The organism is Streptomyces globisporus C-1027, assembly GCF_000261345.2.
Classification (GTDB): domain Bacteria; phylum Actinomycetota; class Actinomycetes; order Streptomycetales; family Streptomycetaceae; genus Streptomyces; species Streptomyces pakalii.
Genome location: NZ_CP013738.1, coordinates 4,108,292 through 4,126,032, shown reverse-complemented (window position 1 = coordinate 4,126,032; position 17,741 = coordinate 4,108,292). Strand labels below are relative to the sequence as shown.

General features: G+C 72.8%; 14 protein-coding genes. 5 read left to right on the top strand and 9 right to left on the bottom strand.

What is annotated here, in order from left to right:
• Entirely contained in the window at positions 1-1,035 is a 1,035-nt protein-coding gene (locus WQO_RS17925) for a D-2-hydroxyacid dehydrogenase (RefSeq protein WP_010056630.1), read from the top strand.
• Here WQO_RS17925 and WQO_RS17920 read toward each other — a convergent pair.
• Together WQO_RS17920 and WQO_RS17915 are read right to left on the bottom strand one after the other, a co-directional pair.
• A complete protein-coding gene (locus WQO_RS17920) occupies positions 1,029-1,772 on the bottom strand; it encodes a TetR/AcrR family transcriptional regulator (protein ID WP_010056628.1) in 744 nt (247 codons plus the stop codon). The genes WQO_RS17925 and WQO_RS17920 overlap by 7 nt on opposite strands.
• 248 nt (positions 1,773-2,020) lie before the next feature.
• A complete protein-coding gene (locus WQO_RS17915) occupies positions 2,021-3,589 on the bottom strand; it encodes a DHA2 family efflux MFS transporter permease subunit (RefSeq protein WP_010056626.1) in 1,569 nt (522 codons plus the stop codon).
• Positions 3,590-3,826: 237 nt separating this feature from the next.
• Here WQO_RS17915 and WQO_RS17910 point away from each other — a divergent pair, with 237 nt between their 5' ends.
• Positions 3,827-4,720: an endonuclease/exonuclease/phosphatase family protein gene (locus WQO_RS17910; RefSeq protein WP_010056625.1), complete on the top strand. Its 894-nt coding sequence runs from the start codon at positions 3,827-3,829 to the stop codon at positions 4,718-4,720.
• 231 nt (positions 4,721-4,951) lie between these two features.
• Positions 4,952-6,121 carry a serine hydrolase domain-containing protein gene (locus WQO_RS17905; RefSeq protein WP_010056624.1) on the top strand — a complete coding sequence of 390 codons (1,170 nt, stop codon included), beginning with the start codon at positions 4,952-4,954 and terminating at the stop codon, positions 6,119-6,121.
• A gap of 38 nt (positions 6,122-6,159) precedes the next feature.
• On the opposite strand, the gene WQO_RS17900 is transcribed toward WQO_RS17905, so the two are convergent.
• From WQO_RS17900 to WQO_RS17870, 7 genes are all read right to left on the bottom strand, one after another.
• Positions 6,160-8,343: a mannosyltransferase YkcB-related protein gene (locus tag WQO_RS17900; protein ID WP_010056623.1), complete on the bottom strand. Its 2,184-nt coding sequence runs from the start codon at positions 8,341-8,343 to the stop codon at positions 6,160-6,162.
• 73 nt (positions 8,344-8,416) lie between these two features.
• Complete coding sequence (locus WQO_RS17895) at positions 8,417-9,769, bottom strand: bifunctional glycosyltransferase family 2/GtrA family protein (RefSeq protein ID WP_193407209.1); 1,353 nt, start codon at positions 9,767-9,769, stop codon at positions 8,417-8,419.
• A 25-nt stretch (positions 9,770-9,794) separates the two neighbouring features.
• On the bottom strand, positions 9,795-11,516 hold the full coding sequence (locus tag WQO_RS17890; RefSeq protein WP_107115829.1) for a sensor histidine kinase: 1,722 nt from the start codon (positions 11,514-11,516) through the stop codon (positions 9,795-9,797).
• 10 nt (positions 11,517-11,526) lie between these two features.
• Positions 11,527-12,273, bottom strand: coding sequence for a response regulator transcription factor (locus WQO_RS17885; protein WP_010064884.1), 747 nt, complete (start codon positions 12,271-12,273; stop codon positions 11,527-11,529).
• An 85-nt stretch (positions 12,274-12,358) separates the two neighbouring features.
• Positions 12,359-13,261 (bottom strand): amidohydrolase family protein, encoded by a 903-nt coding sequence (locus WQO_RS17880; protein ID WP_010064883.1) that lies wholly within the window; start codon positions 13,259-13,261, stop codon positions 12,359-12,361.
• Positions 13,262-13,305: 44 nt separating this feature from the next.
• Positions 13,306-14,328, bottom strand: a complete 1,023-nt coding sequence (locus tag WQO_RS17875; protein WP_032749475.1) for a DUF2797 domain-containing protein — start codon at positions 14,326-14,328, stop codon at positions 13,306-13,308.
• Positions 14,329-14,337: 9 nt separating this feature from the next.
• On the bottom strand, positions 14,338-14,862 hold the full coding sequence (locus WQO_RS17870) for a hypothetical protein (RefSeq protein ID WP_237274141.1): 525 nt from the start codon (positions 14,860-14,862) through the stop codon (positions 14,338-14,340).
• 191 nt (positions 14,863-15,053) lie between these two features.
• Here WQO_RS17870 and sigJ point away from each other — a divergent pair, with 191 nt between their 5' ends.
• Together sigJ and WQO_RS17860 are read left to right on the top strand one after the other, a co-directional pair.
• Positions 15,054-16,007, top strand: coding sequence for an RNA polymerase sigma factor SigJ (gene sigJ / locus WQO_RS17865; RefSeq protein ID WP_010064880.1), 954 nt, complete (start codon positions 15,054-15,056; stop codon positions 16,005-16,007).
• A gap of 93 nt (positions 16,008-16,100) precedes the next feature.
• The gene (locus tag WQO_RS17860) at positions 16,101-17,300 is read left to right on the top strand and encodes an NAD(P)/FAD-dependent oxidoreductase (protein WP_032749483.1); all 1,200 of its coding nucleotides are present in this window, start codon (positions 16,101-16,103) and stop codon (positions 17,298-17,300) included.
• Positions 17,301-17,741: the final 441 nt, after the last annotated feature.

The following is a 17,741-nucleotide window of genomic DNA, read 5'->3' as shown; positions in this document are numbered from 1 at the left end:
ATGAGCGAGAGCAGCGGGCCGCCCCATTCGGTCCTCGCGTGCGGGCTGCCCGTTCCGCCCCCGCCGTTGCCCGCGCCCGGCGCCCTCGCGCGGGCCCGGCTGCTGGTCGCGGCCTCGCTGGGCCCCGGCCTCGTAAGGGAGTTGGAGCGGATCACCGGGCGCGGCGCCGAGCCTCTGACCGACGTTCCGCCGCCGTCCGACGCGCCCCTCCTCTGCGTGGCCGACGCACTGCCCGACGCCCTGCGGACGGACCGGCTGCTCTGGTTCCACAGCATCACCGCGGGGTCGGACAGGCTGCTCTCCAATGGCCCTTGGCCCGGCCCGGCGCTGCTGACCCGGACCGTGGGCCGGATGGGCGAGCGGATGGCCCAGTACGTCCTGGGCTGGATGCTCGCCGAGGCCCAGTCCGTACCGGAGTTCACTGAGCAGCACGCCCGCGCGCACTGGGAGCGCCTCCCCTCGGAGCTGGTCGCCGGGCAGACCGCCCTGATCTACGGCACCGGCCGCATCGGCGCGGCGGTGGGGCGGCTGCTGGCGGCCTGCGGGGTACGCACCGTGGGCGTCGGCCGCACTTCGCGGTACGGGCCGGAGCCCGGCACCGATCGCACGGTGGCGCCGGGATTCGACCGGGTGATCGGGGCCGCCGAGGACACCGAGGCGCTGGGTGAGGCCCGCTGGGTGATCTCCACCCTGCCGTTGACGGCGGCCACGGAGGGCTTCTTCGGCGCCGAGCGGTTCGCGGCGGTGCGCGGGGCGACGTTCCTCAACGTGGGGCGGGGCGCGACCGTGGACATGGGGGCGCTGGAGACCGCGCTGCGGGACGGCCGGGTGCGGCGGGCGGTGCTGGACGTGCTGCCGACGGAACCGGCCGCGCCGGAAGACCCCGTGTGGCAGCTGCCCCGTACGGTCATCACCTCGCACTCCTCGGGGATCACCACCGACGAGGACATCGCCGTGGACTTCGCCGCCTGCTGGGAGGACGTGGCGGCGGGCCGCCGCCCCGGGCTGACGGTGGACACGGCACGCGGCTACTGAGCCGGGGACCCCGTCCGGTCGCGCACCGCCTCGATGCCCGCGATCACCAGGTCCAGCGCGAACACGAAGTCCCGCTCGCGCATCTCCTCGACCGTCTCGCCGCCCCGGGCGGACATGATCTCGTCGGAGTAGTCGGAGATCTCCCGCAGGTGCGGCTCCGCCCGGATCGTGCCCATCGCGTTCTGGTGGTACTCGTCCTGGGTGAGCCCGGTCGCGTCGCACCGCGCCTTGAAGTTGCCCTCGACGGTGCCGAATCCGTACACGAACTGGAAGACCGCCGAGAGCGCACCCGTCTGCCGTTCCAGGGGCAGCCCGGTGTCCCGGATCACGTCCTGGACGGCGTACGAGAACAGCATGGAGTTCGGGCCGATGTTGAGGAACGTCCCGGCGAGCGGCGAGATCCAGATGTGGCGGACGAGGAGTTCGCGGTAGCTGCGGGCCAGTTCCCGCAGCCGGTCCCGCCAGTCGCCGTCCTCGCGGGGCCGGTCGATCTCCGCGTACACCGAGTCGAGCGCCAGCTCCAGGAGGTCGTCCTTGGTGTCGACGTACCAGTAGAGGGACATCGCGGTGACGTCCAGCTCGGCGGCGAGCCGGCGCATCGAGAACTTGGCGAGTCCGTCAGCGTCCAGCAGCCGCACCGACGCCTCGGTGATCCGGTTGCGGTCCAGGCCCGCCGGCGAATCGGTCCGGCGTGAGCGCGAAGGGGCCGTGCGGCCCAGCCACACGCTCGTCCGCACGGCGGCGTCCTTCGAACCGCCGGACGACGCGGAACCGGCAGCAGGAGCTGATGCGGGCGCGGGCACAGCCTCTGACGTCGGATCAGACGCGGAATCGGGTTCGGAACCGGGCCCGGACACCATGGCGCACTCTCCTCGTCGTGCTCGGATCGGCCACCGAGCGGTCCAGCCGAACGCCGGGCCGTGCGGGCCCGCCGGAAAACGGCGTACCGGACGCTGACGGTCCGGTACGCGCGTCATGTCCGATGCTATGCCGCCGGTCCCGTCGCGTCTGCCCGGTCCCCGGCCTGCGAAGCGTCGGTCTTCGGCAGCTGAGCCGCCGCCTCCACCCGCTCGGCCCGGCGCAGCAGCAGGGCGGCGAGCAGCCCGCCCGCCAGCACCGCCACCGCGCCGACGAGCTGGCTGGTCTCCAGGCCCGCGGCGAACGCGTCCTTGATCTGCTCCCGGGCGGCGGGCCCGTCTGCGGCGGCCAGAGCCGCGGGCAGTGAGGCGGCGCCGACGGCGGCCGGGACGAGCGCGGCGAACCGGGCGTTGAGAACCGCGCCGAGCACCGCGACCCCGAGGCCGTTGCCGAACTCCGCGAGCGTGCCGTTGACCCCCGCGCCGACCCCGGCCTTCTCCGGCGGGATGGCGCTCATGATGGCGTTGGCCATCGCGGGCATGGCCAGGGCGACGCCCACCCCCATCACGATCAGGCCGAACAGCATGCCGCCGTACCCGCCGTCGCCCCCGCCGAGCACCGCGATGGCGACGAGACCGGCCGCCAGACAGCTCATCCCCACGGCGATCACGAGGGGCGTGCCGAACTTCTGGACCATCCGTGCGCCGACGCCCGTGAGGTTGAGGGCGACCACGGTGAGCGCCATCGGGGCCGTCCGCAGGCCCGCCTCCAACGGCCCGTACCCGAGGACGAACTGCAGATGCTGGGTGAGCAGGAAGAGCGAGCCGGTCATCCCGAAGGCGACCAGGATCGCGCCCGCCACCGCGCCGATGAACTTCTGGTTCCGGAAGAAGTGCATATCGAGCATCGGGTTCGGGATGTGCAGCTCCCACAGCACGAACACGACCAGCACGGCGACGCCGAAGAACACCGTCAGCAGCACCCGGCCGGACCCCCAGCCGTGCTCGGGCCCGGAGATGATCGCGAAGACGACGGCGGTCATACCGATCGTGGAGAGCAGCGCGCCCAGCAGGTCGGGGCGGTCGCCCTGCGCGACCTTGGACTCCGGTACGAGCCGGGCGACGGCGACCAGACCGATCACGGCGACCGGGATGTTGATGAGGAAGATCGCGCCCCACCAGAAGTGGTCGAGGACGAACCCGCCGAACAGCGGGCCCGCCGCGAAACCGAGGGAGGCGACCGTGGACCAGATGCCGATCGCCTTGACCCGCTCGGTCTCGTCGAAGATCTGGACCACGACGGCGAGCGTCGTGGTGAGCAGCAGCGCACCGCCGACGCCCATCCCGGCACGGGCCGCGATGAGCTGGCCGGAGGACTCGGCGAGCCCGGCCACCAGCGAGCCGACGCCGAACAGGGCGAGGCCCACCATCAGCATCTTCTTCCGCCCGTAGCGGTCCGCCGAGCTGCCCGCGGTGAGCAGCAGACCCGCCTGGACGAGCGAGTAGGCGTTGATCATCCACTGCACGTCGGCGGTGGAGGCGTGCAGTTCCGCGGTGAGGGAGGGGATCGCGACGTTGAGGACGGTGTTGTCGAGCAGCACCACGAGCTGGGCCAGGCAGATGACGCCGAGGATCAGCCAGCGTTGCGGATGTCCCTGATGGGAGAGGTCGGGTCGCTCTGCGACGGGCGCCGTCATGCGGGCTCCTTGGGCTCCATGGGCGGATGGCCCGTGGTGGTGCGGCCGATGGTTGTACGGCGTACGGGACGCTGTCTTGTACACCGTATGCAGTCCTGTACGACGTACAAGTCGATTTCTTTCGAGCCGCACCGGTCGCGCCGCCGGGACCCGAGGGGTGGCCCGGCGGTACGGTTCTCGACGCCTACCTGACAAGTTTTCTGACAAAGTGCGCGATTTCCGGCCCTTGGGAGAGCCATGTCGCTGCGTCGCCGCCCGTCCCGTGTCCCTCAACTCCTCCTCGCCGCCTCCCTTCTGGGAGCGCTCCTCGCGCCGCCCGCCGCAGCCGCATCGGCCCACCGCTCCCCTTCCGGTGAACCGGGCGGGACCGGCGGGACCGACGCCCGGGGCCTGCCGCTGCGGGTCGCCACGTACAACATCCATGCCGGTGCGGGCATGGACGGTGTCTTCGACCTGAACCGCCAGACGGCCGAACTCCGTTCGCTAGAAGCCGATGTCATTGGGCTTCAGGAGGTCGACCGGCACTGGGGCTCCCGCAGCGAGTGGCGGGATCTCGCGGATGAACTGGCCCGGCGGCTGCGGATGCACGTCTCCTTCGCGCCGATCTACAGCCTCGACCCGGCCGAACCGGGCGGACCCCGGGCCGAGTACGGGGTGGCCGTGCTGTCACGGCACCGGATCGTCAGCGCCGAGAACCACGAGATCACCCGCCTCTCGACCCAGGACCCGAACCCGGTGCCCGCACCCGCCCCGGGATTCGGCGAGGTCGTCGTCCGGGTGCGGGGGCTGCCGGTGCACGTGTACGTGACCCACCTCGACTACCGCCCGGACCCCGCCGTCCGCGTCGCCCAGGTCGCCGACACCCGGCGGATCATGGCCGAGGACCGGGGTCCGAAGATCCTGCTCGGCGACTTCAACGCCGAGCCCAACGCCCCCGAACTTGCCCCGTTGTGGGGGGAACTGGCCGACGCAGACCCCGGCGCGCCCACGTTCCCGGGGCAGGACCCGGTCAAGCGGATCGACTTCGTGACGGTGTCGAAGAACAGGATCGGCGTGCGGAGGGCATGGGTGCCGGAGAGCCTCGCCTCCGACCACCGGGCCGTGGTGGCGGACCTGCTGTTACGGGGGTGACGGCGGGGCGGAGGCAGGCGCGGGGGCTGCCGAGTCGGGGCTGATGAGCCTGGGCGAGCCGGCGCGATGAGCCGGGACGGGCCGGGGGCGATGTGCCCGGGGCGATGAGTCCTGGGCGCTCCCGCAGTCTCCATTTTCGGCTCGAATGCTTCCTTTTGCGGTGGGAACGCGTCCTCCTTACCGAGGGCGGCCGCGAAAGACCACGCGGTACCGGACGGACGAAGGACGGCCATGACCACCACCCTGCACGAACTGCTGGACACCCACATCGCCAGGGGGTCGATGCCGGGCGCGGTGGCGCTGGTCGCCCGGGGCGAGCGGGTCGAGGTCGTGTCGGCCGGTACGGCCGGCCTCGCCGGGTCCGCGCCGATGCGGCGGGACTCGCTGTTCCGCATCGCCTCGATCACCAAACCGATCGTCGCGGCGGCCGCCATGACGCTCGTCGAGGACGGCCTGATCGCCCCCGCCGACCCGGTCGCGGCGTGGCTGCCCGAGCTGGCCTCTCCCCTGGTCGTCCGGACCCCGCAGAGCCCGGTCGACGACGTGGTGTCGGCCGTCCGCCCGATCACCCTCCTGGACCTGCTGACCTTCCGGGCCGGCTACGGCTTCCCGTCCGACTTCTCGCTCCCGGCCGTCGCCCCGCTGTTCGAGAAGCTGAAGCAGGGCCCGCCGCAGCCGCGGAACGGTCTCGCACCGGACGCCTGGATGGCCGAGCTGTCCCGTATCCCGCTGCTCCACCAGCCGGGCGACGGCTGGCTCTACAACACGTGCTCCGACATCCTCGGCGTGCTCATCGCCCGGGTCGCCGACCGCCCGCTGCCCGTGTATCTGGCGGAGCGGATCTTCGAGCCCCTCGGCATGACGGACACCGGGTTCTGGGTGGAGCCCGCCGCGCTGGACCGGTTCACCAGCTCCTACCGGGCCGGGGCGGGCGAGGACGGGGGCGGTGGAGAGCCCGAGCTGATCGACGCCCCGGACGGGCAGTGGAGCAGCCCGCCCCCGTTCCCGTCCGGCGCCGGAGGCCTCGTCTCGACCGCCGACGACTGGTACGCCTTCGGCCGGACGCTGCTCACCGAGGGCCTGAACGACGCCGGTGACCGGGTGCTGGCCGGCGAGTCCGTCCGCCAGATGATCACCGACCACCTGACCCCGGAGCAGCGCGCCGCGAGCGGGCTGTTCACGGAGGGCCAGGGATGGGGGTTCGGCGGGGCCGTGGACGTCGAGATCGCCGCCCCCTGGAACGTACTCGGCCGCTACGGCTGGGTCGGCGGCACCGGCACCACGGCCCACGTCATCCCGGCCACGGGCACGGTCGCCGTCCTGCTCACCCAGATGGAGATGGGCGGACCGGCCGCGCCCGAGGTGATGCGGGACTTCTGGACGTACGCGGCCGGGTTCTGACCCCTTGCGCCGAACCCGGCCGCGTACGCCGTGAGCCATCAACTCGTGCGCTGCGTCAGGTCGTAGAACGTGGCGCTGCCGACGGTGACCTCGGTGAAGTTCTCCGTCACCCAGGAGGAGATCTGCGAGGAGGTGCCGGAGGAGCCCATGCCGCCGGGGCCGCCGCCCGTACCGCCTCCGCCTCCGCCTTCGCCGGCCGCGCCTCCGCGCATGCCGCCGCCCATTCCGCCGCCCGAGACGAAGTAGTGGATCTTCCCTTCCGCCACGTACTTCTTGAACTGGGCGAGCGTCGGCGACGGGTCGCTCCCGTTGAAGCCGCCGATCGCCATCACCGGTTCGCCGGTCGCGAGTTGGTAGCTGGCAGCGTTCTGCGCGCCGACCGCTGCGGCGACCCAGGTGTAGTCGTCCGCGTCCTTCGTCAGGAGCCCCTTCGCCTCGGTATCGACGGTCGCGCCGTTCAGCAGGCCGCCCATGCCGCCGCCTCCGCCGCCACCCCCGCCCCTCATGCCTTCGCCGAAGCCGGGGATGGTGCCGGTGCCGGTGCCGGTGCCCCTACCGCCGGGTGCGGTCCCGCCGCCGGGCAGGGTGGGCATACCGCCCGGAGCGTTGCCCTGCTGATTGCCCTGGCCCTGCCCCTGGCCGGGAGGCTGCTGCATGCCGCCGCGCTGCCCGCCGTCACCGCCGCCGGGTCCACCGGGTCGGCCACCACCGCCGCCAGGCCCGCCCCCCATGCCGAACCCGCCCACCGAAGGACCGGCGGTCACGATCGAGCCCTGGTGGCCGCTGTTCAGGGTGCTCACGGTGTACGCCGTCGGCCCCGCCAGCGACGCCGCGCAGCTCAGCCCCACCACGGCGAGGGCCAGGCCCCGCCCGCCGAACCGCCCCGCGACCAGCAGCCCGAGCGCGCCGACGATCCCGCCCGCGAGCACCGCCCACCGCAGCCACGGCAGGTAGTCCGGGGTGCGGCCCAGCAGGACGTACGCCCAGAGCGCCGTCGCGAGCACCGTGCCCGCGAGCACCGCGCGCGGCCACCAGGCCGACCGCTCCTCCCAGAGCACCGTGACTCCCATGGCGACGAGCGCCGCGACGTACGGGGCGAGGGCCACCGTGTAGTACTGGTGGAAGATCCCGGCCATGAAGCTGAACACCGCAGCGGTCATGACCAGCGCACCGCCCCAGGCGATGAACGCCGTGCGGGCGGAGTCCGTCCGTGCCGCCTTCCGGGTCAGCCAGAGACCGGCCACCAGCAGGATCAGCGCGGCCGGGAGCAGCCAGGCGATCTGGCCGCCGACCTCGGAGTTGAACATCCGCCCGATGCCGGTCTCGCCCCAGCCACCGCCGCCCCCACGGCCCCCGCCTCCGCCGACGCTTCCGGTCTCCTCGCCGTTGATGCGGCCGAGGCCGTTGTAGCCGAAGGTCAGCTCCAGGAACGAGTTGTTCCGCGAGCCACCGACGTACGGCCGCGAGGAGGCCGGCATCAGCTCCACGATCGCGACCCACCAGCCACCGGCGACCACCATCGTCAGCGCGGAGAGCGCGAGTTGGCCGATCCGCTTCCGTACGGGAACGGGGGCGCACACCGCGTACAGCACGGCCAGCGGCGGCAGGATCAGGAACGCCTGGAGGGTCTTCGTCAGGAACGCGAGGCCCACTGCCGCCCCCGCCCACAGCAGCCACGCCGTCCGGCCCCGCTCCAGCGCCCGCAGCACGCACCACACGGTGACGGTCATCAGCAACGCCAGCAGCGCGTCCGGGTTGTTGAAGCGGAACATCAGCGCCGCGACCGGCGTCAGCGCGAAGACCCCGACCGCGATCAGCCCGGCGACCGGCCCGAAGCGACGGCGTACGGCGGAGTTGAGCACGGCCGCCGTGGCGAGGGCCATCAGGACCTGAGGGGCCAGGATCGCCCAGGAGTTGAGCCCGAAGAGCCGAACGGAGAGGGCCATCGGCCAGAGGGCGGCCGGGGGCTTGTCGACGGTGATCGCGTTCGCGGAGTCCAGCGAGCCGAAGAAGAGGGCCTTCCAGCTCTGGCTGCCCGCCTGAACGGCCGCGGAGTAGAAGGAGTTGGCGTAACCGGAAGCGCTGAGGTTGTACACATAGGCGAGGCCGACGGCGAGCAGCAGCCCGTACAGCGCGGGGCGCGCCCAGCGGGGGCCGTGGTCCGGCACGGACGGCCCGGGCGGCGCGTCGGCCGGGGTCGCGGGGGCGGTGAACGTGGTCATCACAGATCCTCGGAAACAGGGGTCTCGGGAGCAGGAGGCTCGGGAGCGGTGGTCTCGGGAGCGGTGGTCGTCGTCATCGGACGTCCTCGGAGTCGGGGGCGCGGTGGGTGCCGGCCGGGAAGACCCAGGCGCGCAGGAGCAGGAAGCGCAGCACGGTGGCGGCGAGGTTCGCGGTGATCAGGACGGCCAGCTCCGTGCCGTGCGAGGGCGAGCCGGAGGCCGCGCCGAGCGCCGCGAGGGAGCCGCTGGTCAGCGCGAGGCCGATCGCGAAGACGACCAGGCCCTGGGCCTGATGGCGGACGGCTCCGCTCCGGCCGCGTACGCCGAAGGTGAGCCGGCGGTTCGCTGCGGTGTTGGCGACGGCGGAGACGAGCAGCGCGCCGCCGTTGGCGACCTGCGGGCCGACGCCGAGCCGGAAGAGGGAGTAGAGGGCGAGGTAGAAGAGGGTGGAGAGGACCCCCACGGCACAGAATCCGATGAGCTGGCGGGCCAGTCCGCGCTCCACCCCGGTCAGCGCCCGGTCGCGCGGATCGTCCCCGAAGGGCCGGGCCAGACGGTCCAGCGGCAGCGCGCCGACGGCCAGCGCCCGCCCCACCCGCCACACACCTTTCAGGTCCTCGGTGGCCGTCCGCACGATGTGGACGGTCGAGTCGGGGTCGTCGATCCAGTCGACGGGCACCTCGTGGATGCGCAGCCCGGCCCGCTCGGCGAGGACGAGCAGCTCGGTGTCGAAGAACCAGCCGCTGTCCTCCACCATCGGCAGCAGCCGCTCGGCGACCTCGCACCGGATCGCCTTGAACCCGCACTGGGCGTCGCTGAACCCGGCGGCGAGGGACGAGCGCAGGATCAGGTTGTAGGCGCGCGAGATGAACTCCCTCTTCGTTCCCCGCACCACCCGCGAACTCCGGGCCAGCCGCGAGCCGATGGCCAGGTCGGAGTGGCCGGAGATCAGCGGGGCGACCAGCGGGAGGAGCGCGTTGAGGTCGGTGGAGAGGTCGACGTCCATGTAGGCGAGGACCGGGGCGTCGGAGGCCGACCACACCGTCCGCAGCGCCCGCCCCCGTCCCTTCTCCTCCAGCCGGACGTACCGCACCCCGGGCAGCTCGGCGGCGAGCGCGGCGGCCGCGGCCGGGGTGGCGTCGGTGCTGGCGTTGTCGGCGACGGTGATCCGGAACGGGTACGGGAAGGTCCGCGCGAGATGGGCATGGAGGCGGACCACGCAGGGGTGGAGGTCCTTCTCCTCGTTGTACACGGGGACGACGACGTCGAGCACGGGGGCGGCGGGGGCCGTGGCGGCCGGCTGCCGGGCCGGAAGGTGCTCCCGGCCCGGCAGCCGGCCGTGGGCCTCTCCGTCCCCGCCGTCCCTGCTGCTACTGCGGCGGCCGGTCGTTCCGGGGCCGCTCCGGAGGCTGCTGTCGGTGGTCATGCTCCGACGTTCGCCAACCGCGCTGTCACGCCGGTGTGGTGAGCCTGTCCCCGACCTGTGAGTCCGCGCGGATCATTCCGCGGCCCGCCGGTACGCCGTCCGCCGGTACGCCGTTCGTCCGTACGCCGTCCGCCGGTACGCCGTCCGCCGGTACGCCGCTCGCGGGCACGCCGTTCATCGATCCGTCGCTCGTCGGCAGCTCGACCGCGAAGACCGTGCGGCCCGGCGCGGACTCCACCCGTACGCGGCCGCCGTGCGCGGAGACGACTGCCTGCACGATGGCGAGGCCGAGCCCGGTGGAACCGGTCGCTCCGCCGCCGTCGGCGTCCCGCGCCCGGGAGGCGTCCCCCCGCGCGAACCGTTCGAAGACGTGCGGCAGCAGCTCCGCCGGGATGCCGGGCCCGTCGTCCCGCACCTCCACCGTGACCGGCCCCCCACCGCGTACGGGCGGCTGGACGGAGACCGTGACGGTGGTCCCCGACGGGGTGTGCGTGCGGGCGTTGGCGAGCAGGTTGACCAGCACCTGCTGGAGCCGGTCGGGATCGGCGCGTACGGTCACGGGCTCGGCGGCCTCGGGCAGTTCGAGCCGCCAGTGGTGGCGGGCGTCGCCGGGGCCGGTGTCCGGCCCCTCCGCTCCTGTTCCGTCCGCCGCCCGGGCGTCACTCACCGCGTCCACCACCAGCGGCAGCAGATCCGTGGTGCCGTACGAGAGCGGACGTCCGGCGTCCAGCCGGGCCAGCAGCAGCAGATCCTCCACCAGACCCGTCATCCGGTCCGCCTCCGACTCGATCCGCCCCAGCGCGTGCCGGGTGACCGGATCGGGCTCCGGACCCGCCGCTCCCCCGCCGGTGCGGCGGGTCAGCTCGGCGTAGCCCCGGATCGAGGCCAGCGGCGTACGCAGTTCATGGCTGGCGTCGGCGACGAACTGCCGGACCCGCGTCTCGCTCTCCTGGCGGGCGGCGAGCGCCGAACCGACGTGCCCCAGCATCCGGTTGAGCGCCGCGCCCACCTGCCCGACCTCGGTACGGGGATCGGCCTCGGCGTCCGGAACGCGTTCGAGGAGCGCCACCTCGCCGCTGTGCAGCGGGAGTTCGGAGACCCGGGTGGCCGTGGCGGCGACCCGGCGCAACGGCCGCAGGGCCACCCCGACGAGCACGGTGCCCGCGATCGAGGCGGCGATGAGCCCGGCGGCGGTGACGCAGACCTCGACGACGATCAGGGTGGTCAGCGCCCCGCTCACCTCGGCGCTGGGGATGCCGACGAGGACGGTGTCGCCCTCGGCGGTGGTCGTGGCCTCGACCCGGTAGCCGCCGAGCCCGGGCAGATCGACGCTGCGGGTGCCCTCACCGGCCCCCGGGGCTGCGTTCTCCAGCGCGGTCCGCTGCTCCCCGGTCAGCGGCTTCGCGCTCTCCTGGGCGCGGAGTCCGCTGTCCTCGACGACCTTCGACGCGGTGACGTCCCCGTCGGCGTCGACGAGCGCCCCGAACGTGCCGAGCGGCTGCCCGCCCCCGCCGACGAATCCGAGCGGACCCGCCTCGCGCAGCGAATCGGGCAACGGAAGCGGACCGGGCGGGCGTTGGGCGCGCTCGACGACGGAGTGCAGCTGGTCGTCGAGCTTGCCGTACATGTAGCTGTGGAAGGCGATCGCGGTGACGGACCCGATGACGGCCGCGACGACGGCGATCAGCGACACGGCGGAGACGACGAGCCGGGTCCGCAGCGTCCAGGGCCTGTGCGGCAACGTCATGCGGGGGCCCCTACTCACCGGGCTTGATCAGATACCCCGCGCCGCGCCGGGTGTGGATCATCGGCGTGCGCCCGGCGTCGATCTTCTTGCGGAGGTAGGAGATGTAGAGCTCGACGACGTTGGCCTGGCCGCCGAAGTCGTAGTTCCAGACCCGGTCGAGGATCTGGGCCTTGCTGAGCACCCGGCGCGGGTTGCGCATCAGGAAGCGCAGCAGCTCGAACTCGGTCGCGGTGACGTGGATCGCCTCCCCGCCCCGCCACACCTCGTGGCTGTCCTCGTCGAGCACCAGGTCCCCGACGGTCAGCGTGGACTCGCCGCGTTCGGCGGCGACGGCCGAGCCCGAGCGGCGGATGAGTCCGCGCAGCCGGGCCACGACCTCCTCCAGGCTGAACGGCTTGGTGACGTAGTCGTCGCCGCCCGCGGTGAGCCCGGCGATCCGGTCCTCGACGGCGTCCCGGGCGGTCAGGAAGAGGACGGGCACATCGGCGTACTCGCGGCGCAGCCGGCCCAGCACGGCCAGCCCGTCCATGTCCGGCAGCATCACGTCCAGGACCACCGCGTCCGGCCGGAAGCCGCGGGCCGCCCGGACCGCGGCGGCCCCGTCCCCGGCGCTGCGCACCTCCCACCCCTCGTAGCGCAGGGCCATCGAGAGCAGCTCGGTGAGCGGAGCCTCGTCGTCCACGACCAGGACCCGGACGGGGGTACGGTCCGGCCTGAGCAGTTCGGTACGCCCCTGGGGCGCGGTCGTCGTCGTCATGGGCCCACTCTGTGAGGCGCCCGTGAGAGAAGCCTGACCCGTTCCTGTGAATTGCCTGAGAAAGCGGTACGGGGTCCAGCGGGCCTTAAGCCTCCAGCAGGCCCTGAGCCTCCGGCGGCTCGAACAACGCGGCGGCGTTCCCGTGGCAGACCGCCCGCAACCACGCATCGCCCAGCCCGAGCCGCTCCAGCGCCTCCAGCTGGTGGACGTACGGGTACGGGATGTTCGGGAAGTCCGTCCCCAGCAGGATGCGGTCCCCGAGGTCGGCGAGCCGTCCGCGTTCGGCCGCCGGGAAGGGGCTGAGCCGCTCGCTGAAGTCGGTGAACGCCATGGTCGTGTCGAGCCGGACCTCCGGATACGCCTCCGCCAGCGCCAGGAACTCCGCGTACTCCGGCATCCCCATGTGCGCGACGATCAGCCGCAGCCGGGGGTGCCGGGCCAGCAGCCGCCCGATCGGCTCCGGCCCGGTGAACCTGCCCGGCGCGGGCCCCGACCCGCAGTGCATGACCACCGGAATCCCGGCCTCCGCGAGCAGCCCCCACACCGGGTCCAGCAACGCATCATTGGCGTCGTACGCGCCCACCTGAAGGTGCGACTTGAACACGCGCGCCCCCGCCTCGACGGCCTCCTTCACGTACACCTCGACGCCCTCCTCCGGGAAGAGGGTCGCGGTGTGCAGGCAGTCGGGGGTCCGGCCGGCGAAGTCGGCGGCCCAGCCGTTCAGCCAGCGGGCCATACCGGGCTTGTGCGGGTAGAGCATGGCGGTGAACCGGACCACCCCGAACGCCCGCAGCACATCGAGCCGCCGCTGCTCCTCGTACCGGTAGGTGATCGGCCACTCCAGCCCGGTGAGCGGCCCGGCCGCGTCGAAGTAGGCCCACACCTTGCGCAGGACCTGCTCGGGCATGAAGTGGGTGTGCACGTCGATGATCCCGGGCAGCCCGAGCCGCTCCCGGAACCGCAGCACGTCATCGCTTCCCGTCTCCATGCGCAGGCCTTTCGCCGGTCGTCCGGAACGACCCACCCGGTCGTTCAGAACAACCCACCCTGCACACCGCCGCCGCCGATGTCGATGAGGGGGACACGTACATCGCTCCCGGTCATCTCCCTCACCTCCCTCGCCTCGGTGGCCTCGGTCGCCCGGGTCACCGCCGTCAGGTCCCAGCCGGTGATCAGCCGCGTATCCAGCACGACCACGCCCCCGTCCGCCACCGCGAGGTGCAGATCGGGCCCGGCCGCCGCGACGAGCCGCCCCGCGACGACGCCGCCGTCGACCAGCTCCCGCACCGACCGGACGGGCACGGGCGCACTTTCCCGTACCGACCGGCCGGGCGCGGTCCCACCCTCCCGTACCGACCGGCCGGGCGCGGGATCGGGATCGGGCGCACGGTCGAGCCCGAAAATGCCGACCTGGTCCACCACTTCGAGAGGCAGCCGCTCCAACGACTCGGGCCAGCCCCGCCCTTCGAGCTCCGCCGCCCGCGCGTACAGCTCCGCCACCGCCCCGGCCCGCTCCTCGGCCCCCGGCAACTGCCCGCGCGCAGCACGCTTTTTCGCGTAAGGGATCCGGTCGGGCACCCCGAGGGCCGCCCGCAGCACCTCCTCGGTCCGCCGCGCCGCCATGAGGGGCCCGCGACCGAGCCAGCTGAAAGCCACGGCCCCCTGCTCCCGCAGCCGGGCGGCCCCGCGCTCCTCCCCGGTGATCCCGACCTTGACCATGCCGGGCCCGAACCAAGCGAGGTACACGCGGTACGTCCGGGGGTCGTCCGCCATCGTGTCGGCGGCCACCGAATGCGCCCGGTCCAGCCGCGCGCACTCGGCGCACCGCCCCCCGGTCGAGCGCCCCGGCACGACGGCCCCCAGCGGACACACGTTCCCCCGGGCCCCCACGCAGTGCCGCTCCCCGACGGCCCGGAACCCGAGGCCGGCCCCGTACGCGAGCACGCTCACCCGCCGGTCACCGCCCCGGCTCCACCCCAGCTCGGGCACCTCCCGGGGCCACCGCACCCCGGCACACCGCCACCCACCACCGGATTCCCGGACCGCACACGTCATCCGGAGATGCTAAGCGCGCCCTCCGGCACCCTCGATCCCCCCGACGCCCCCGACGCCACCGACGCCACCGACGCCACGAACGCCTTCGATCCGCTGCCGCATCGCGACCATGCGCCGCACGAAGCGCCGGTTGAACCAGATCATCCAGCTCATGAACGCCACGCCGAAGCCGAGCGTCCACAGCCCCGCCGGCACATCGCCGGAGGTGAACCAGAGCAACGGCATCCCCAGGAAGATCACCCCGAGCATGGGGAAGGCCCACCGGCGACTGCGCCGCAGCTTCTCCTCCCGCCGCCGGATCAGCCGGACCATGGCCGCCTGCTCGGCCGGGTCGTCGGGCAGCTCGCCGTTCTTCGCGATGCGCCGCTCCAGCTCCGGCACCCTGTCGGGCTCGGTGCCTACGGCCTTCGCATCCCGCCGCCTGCGCCGCATCAGGATCCACGTCAGGAAACCGGCGTAGAAAACACCCCCGACCAGCGCCTCCGGCCAGGCGGACCACCCGCGGAACGCCAGCCGGACGGCGACTCCGCTCACCAGTACCAGCAGCCCGACGGCCCACCACTGATCACGCCAACGCCCTCTGTCCGCCTGCCCCTTCGCTCCCACCGTGCCCACCTCCGAACGGAGGGGCGCCCAGCACGCCCCGCAGTACGTCGGCTACCCCGCCCCCGCCACGACGAACGGCCGCTCCCGCCCCCGCGCCCCTCCCCGTTAGGATCCGGACCATGGCGCTGACCGGGAACCAGATGGACCAGTTCGAGGCTGCCATGCCCCGCCTCAAGGCCATCGCCTACCGCCTCCTCGGCTCGGCGAGCGATGCCGAGGACGCCGTACAGGACACGTTCCTGCGCTGGCAGGCCGCCGACATCGACCGCATCGAGGTCCCCGAGGCCTGGCTGACGAAGGTCCTCACCAACCTGTGCCTCAACGAGCTCACCTCGGCGCGCGCCCGCCGCGAGACGTACGTGGGCCAGTGGCTGCCGGAGCCGCTGCTCGCCGGGGACCCGATGCTCGGCCCGGCCGACACCGCCGAGCAGCGCGAGTCGGTCTCGTTCGCGGTCCTCGCCCTGATGGAGCGGCTGTCCCCCAACGAGCGGGTGGTGTACGTGCTGCGGGAGGCGTTCGGCTACCCGCACCGGAGGATCGCGGAGATCCTGGACATCACGGAGGCGTCCGCCCAGCAGATCCTCCACCGCGCCAAGAAGCACATCGCGGCGGGCCGGACCCGTACCGAGATCGACGAGGCGGCCGCCCGGCGCATCGTCGAGGAGTTCCTCACGGCGGCCACCAGCGGCCGGACCGAACCGCTGGTCCAGCTGCTCACCGCGGACGCCGTCGCGATCGGCGACGGCGGCGGAAAGGTACCGGCCCGCGCGAAGGCGTTCGAGGGGGCCGTGGCCGTCGCGAAGTTCATGCGGAGCCTGTTCAGCCCCAACCAGGCCGCCCGCCGCCTCATCGGCGGCACGGCGGAGATCCACGTCTCGTCCGCCAACGGGCTGCCCGCCCTGGTGGTCCTAGTCGACGGCCGGGTCATCGGCGTGATCTGCCTGGAGTTCACGCCGGACGGCATCGCCGCGTTCCGCAGCCAGGTCAACCCCGACAAGCTCGAACGGGCGACGCGGCAGTGGGCGGCGACGGACCACGGAACCCCACTCCTCACCATCCCTCAGTACAGGTGACCCACGTCACACGCACCACCTGTCAGGAATCGACGGTCTGCCCGGTTCAAGAGGCGAAACCGCGCGAGACAGGAGTGCAGGGACATGCAGAACATGCGGCAGACCATCCAGCAGCACCGCGTCGTCGTCATCGGAGCCGGATACACCGGGGCGACCGCCGCCGGACGCCTCGCCAGGCGGCTGCGCGGCGAGGACGTCTCCATCACCCTCGTCAACGCCGAACCGGACTTCGTCGAGCGCGTCCGGATGCACCAGCTGGCGGTGGGCCAGCCCCTCCGCCCGCGCCCCTTCGACGAGATGTTCGCCGGTACGGGCGTCGAGCTGCGCCTCGGACGCGTGACGGGCGTCGACATCGACCGCAGGACGGTGACCGTCACCGGCGCGGACGGGCCTTCGGACCTGGAGTACGACACCCTCGTCTACGCACTCGGCAGCGCCTGGAACACGCAGGGCGTCCCCGGCACCACGGAGCACGCCCACGAGATCGCCGGCCGCGACGGAGCCCTGCGCCTGCGCGACCGCCTGGCCGCGCTCGCCCCCGGCAGCCCCGTGACCGTCGTCGGCGGCGGCCTCACCGGCGTGGAGGCCGCGACGGAACTGGCCGAGACCCGCCCGGACCTCGACGTCTCCCTGATCGCCCGGGGCGGACTGGGCGACTGGCTCTCCCCCAAGGGCGCGCGTCACCTGCAAAAGGTCTTCGGGAACCTCCGGATCACGACCCACGAACACACCACCGTCCTCGCCGTGCACGCCGACCGCGTCACCACCACCGAGGGCGACATCCCGGCAGCGGTCACCATCTGGACGACGGGCTTCGCGGTCCACCCGATCGCCCGGGCCACGACCCTGGAGACCGGCGACACGGGCCAGATCGTGGTCGACGCCACCATGCGCTCGGTCTCCCACCCGGACGTGTACGCCATCGGCGACGCGGCCCTGGTGACCGGCCCCGGCGACAAGCCGCTGCGCATGTCGTGCGCCTCGGGCGTCCCCACCGCCTGGCAGGCGGCCGACGCCATCGCGGCCCGCCTGACCGACAGCAAGCTCCCGACGATCTCGGCCCGCTACTTCAACCAGTGCATCTCACTGGGCCGCAAGGAGGGCCTGATCCAGTACGTCACCGCCTACGACCGAGCCGTCAACGCAGCCCTGACCGGCCGCCTGGCCGCCCTCTACAAGGAGTTGGTCTGCAAGGGCGCGGCCTGGGGCGTGGCGAACCCGACGATGGGCCTGCCGACCCGCCGCCGCCGGGTGACGGCGGAGGGGGCGCGGGTGGACGTGCCGGCGGTTTGAGGCCTGGCAGTCCCGGCGGGGGCCGGTCCGACGCACGAGGCCCTGGAGTTCGCCTTCTCCGGGGCTCCATACCTCCGCCGCTGTACGGCACGCGCCGATCCGGTCGGTCACTCCATCCTGACCGGCCAGGTCAGACCGTGGCCTAGAGAACGGCCGGAACATCTCGTCCGACTCTTCACCGAGTGGCAGCGACCGGCCCATCTGGACGTAGACAGGCCCGTACGGCGTGCCGGTCTGCAAGGCTTCCCACTGATCGAGATTGTGAGCGCGGTAACGACGCAGCAGATCGAGAAGCTGCGCAACTTCGGCATCTGACAGCGGTCCGCTGCCGGTAAAGGAGTCACCCACGGGCGCACGGTAGCTGAGGCGACCGGACACCCCTCAGCCCATGCCCACTCCTGAAACGCCAGAGGCCCCGGATTTCTCCGGGGCCTCTGACCT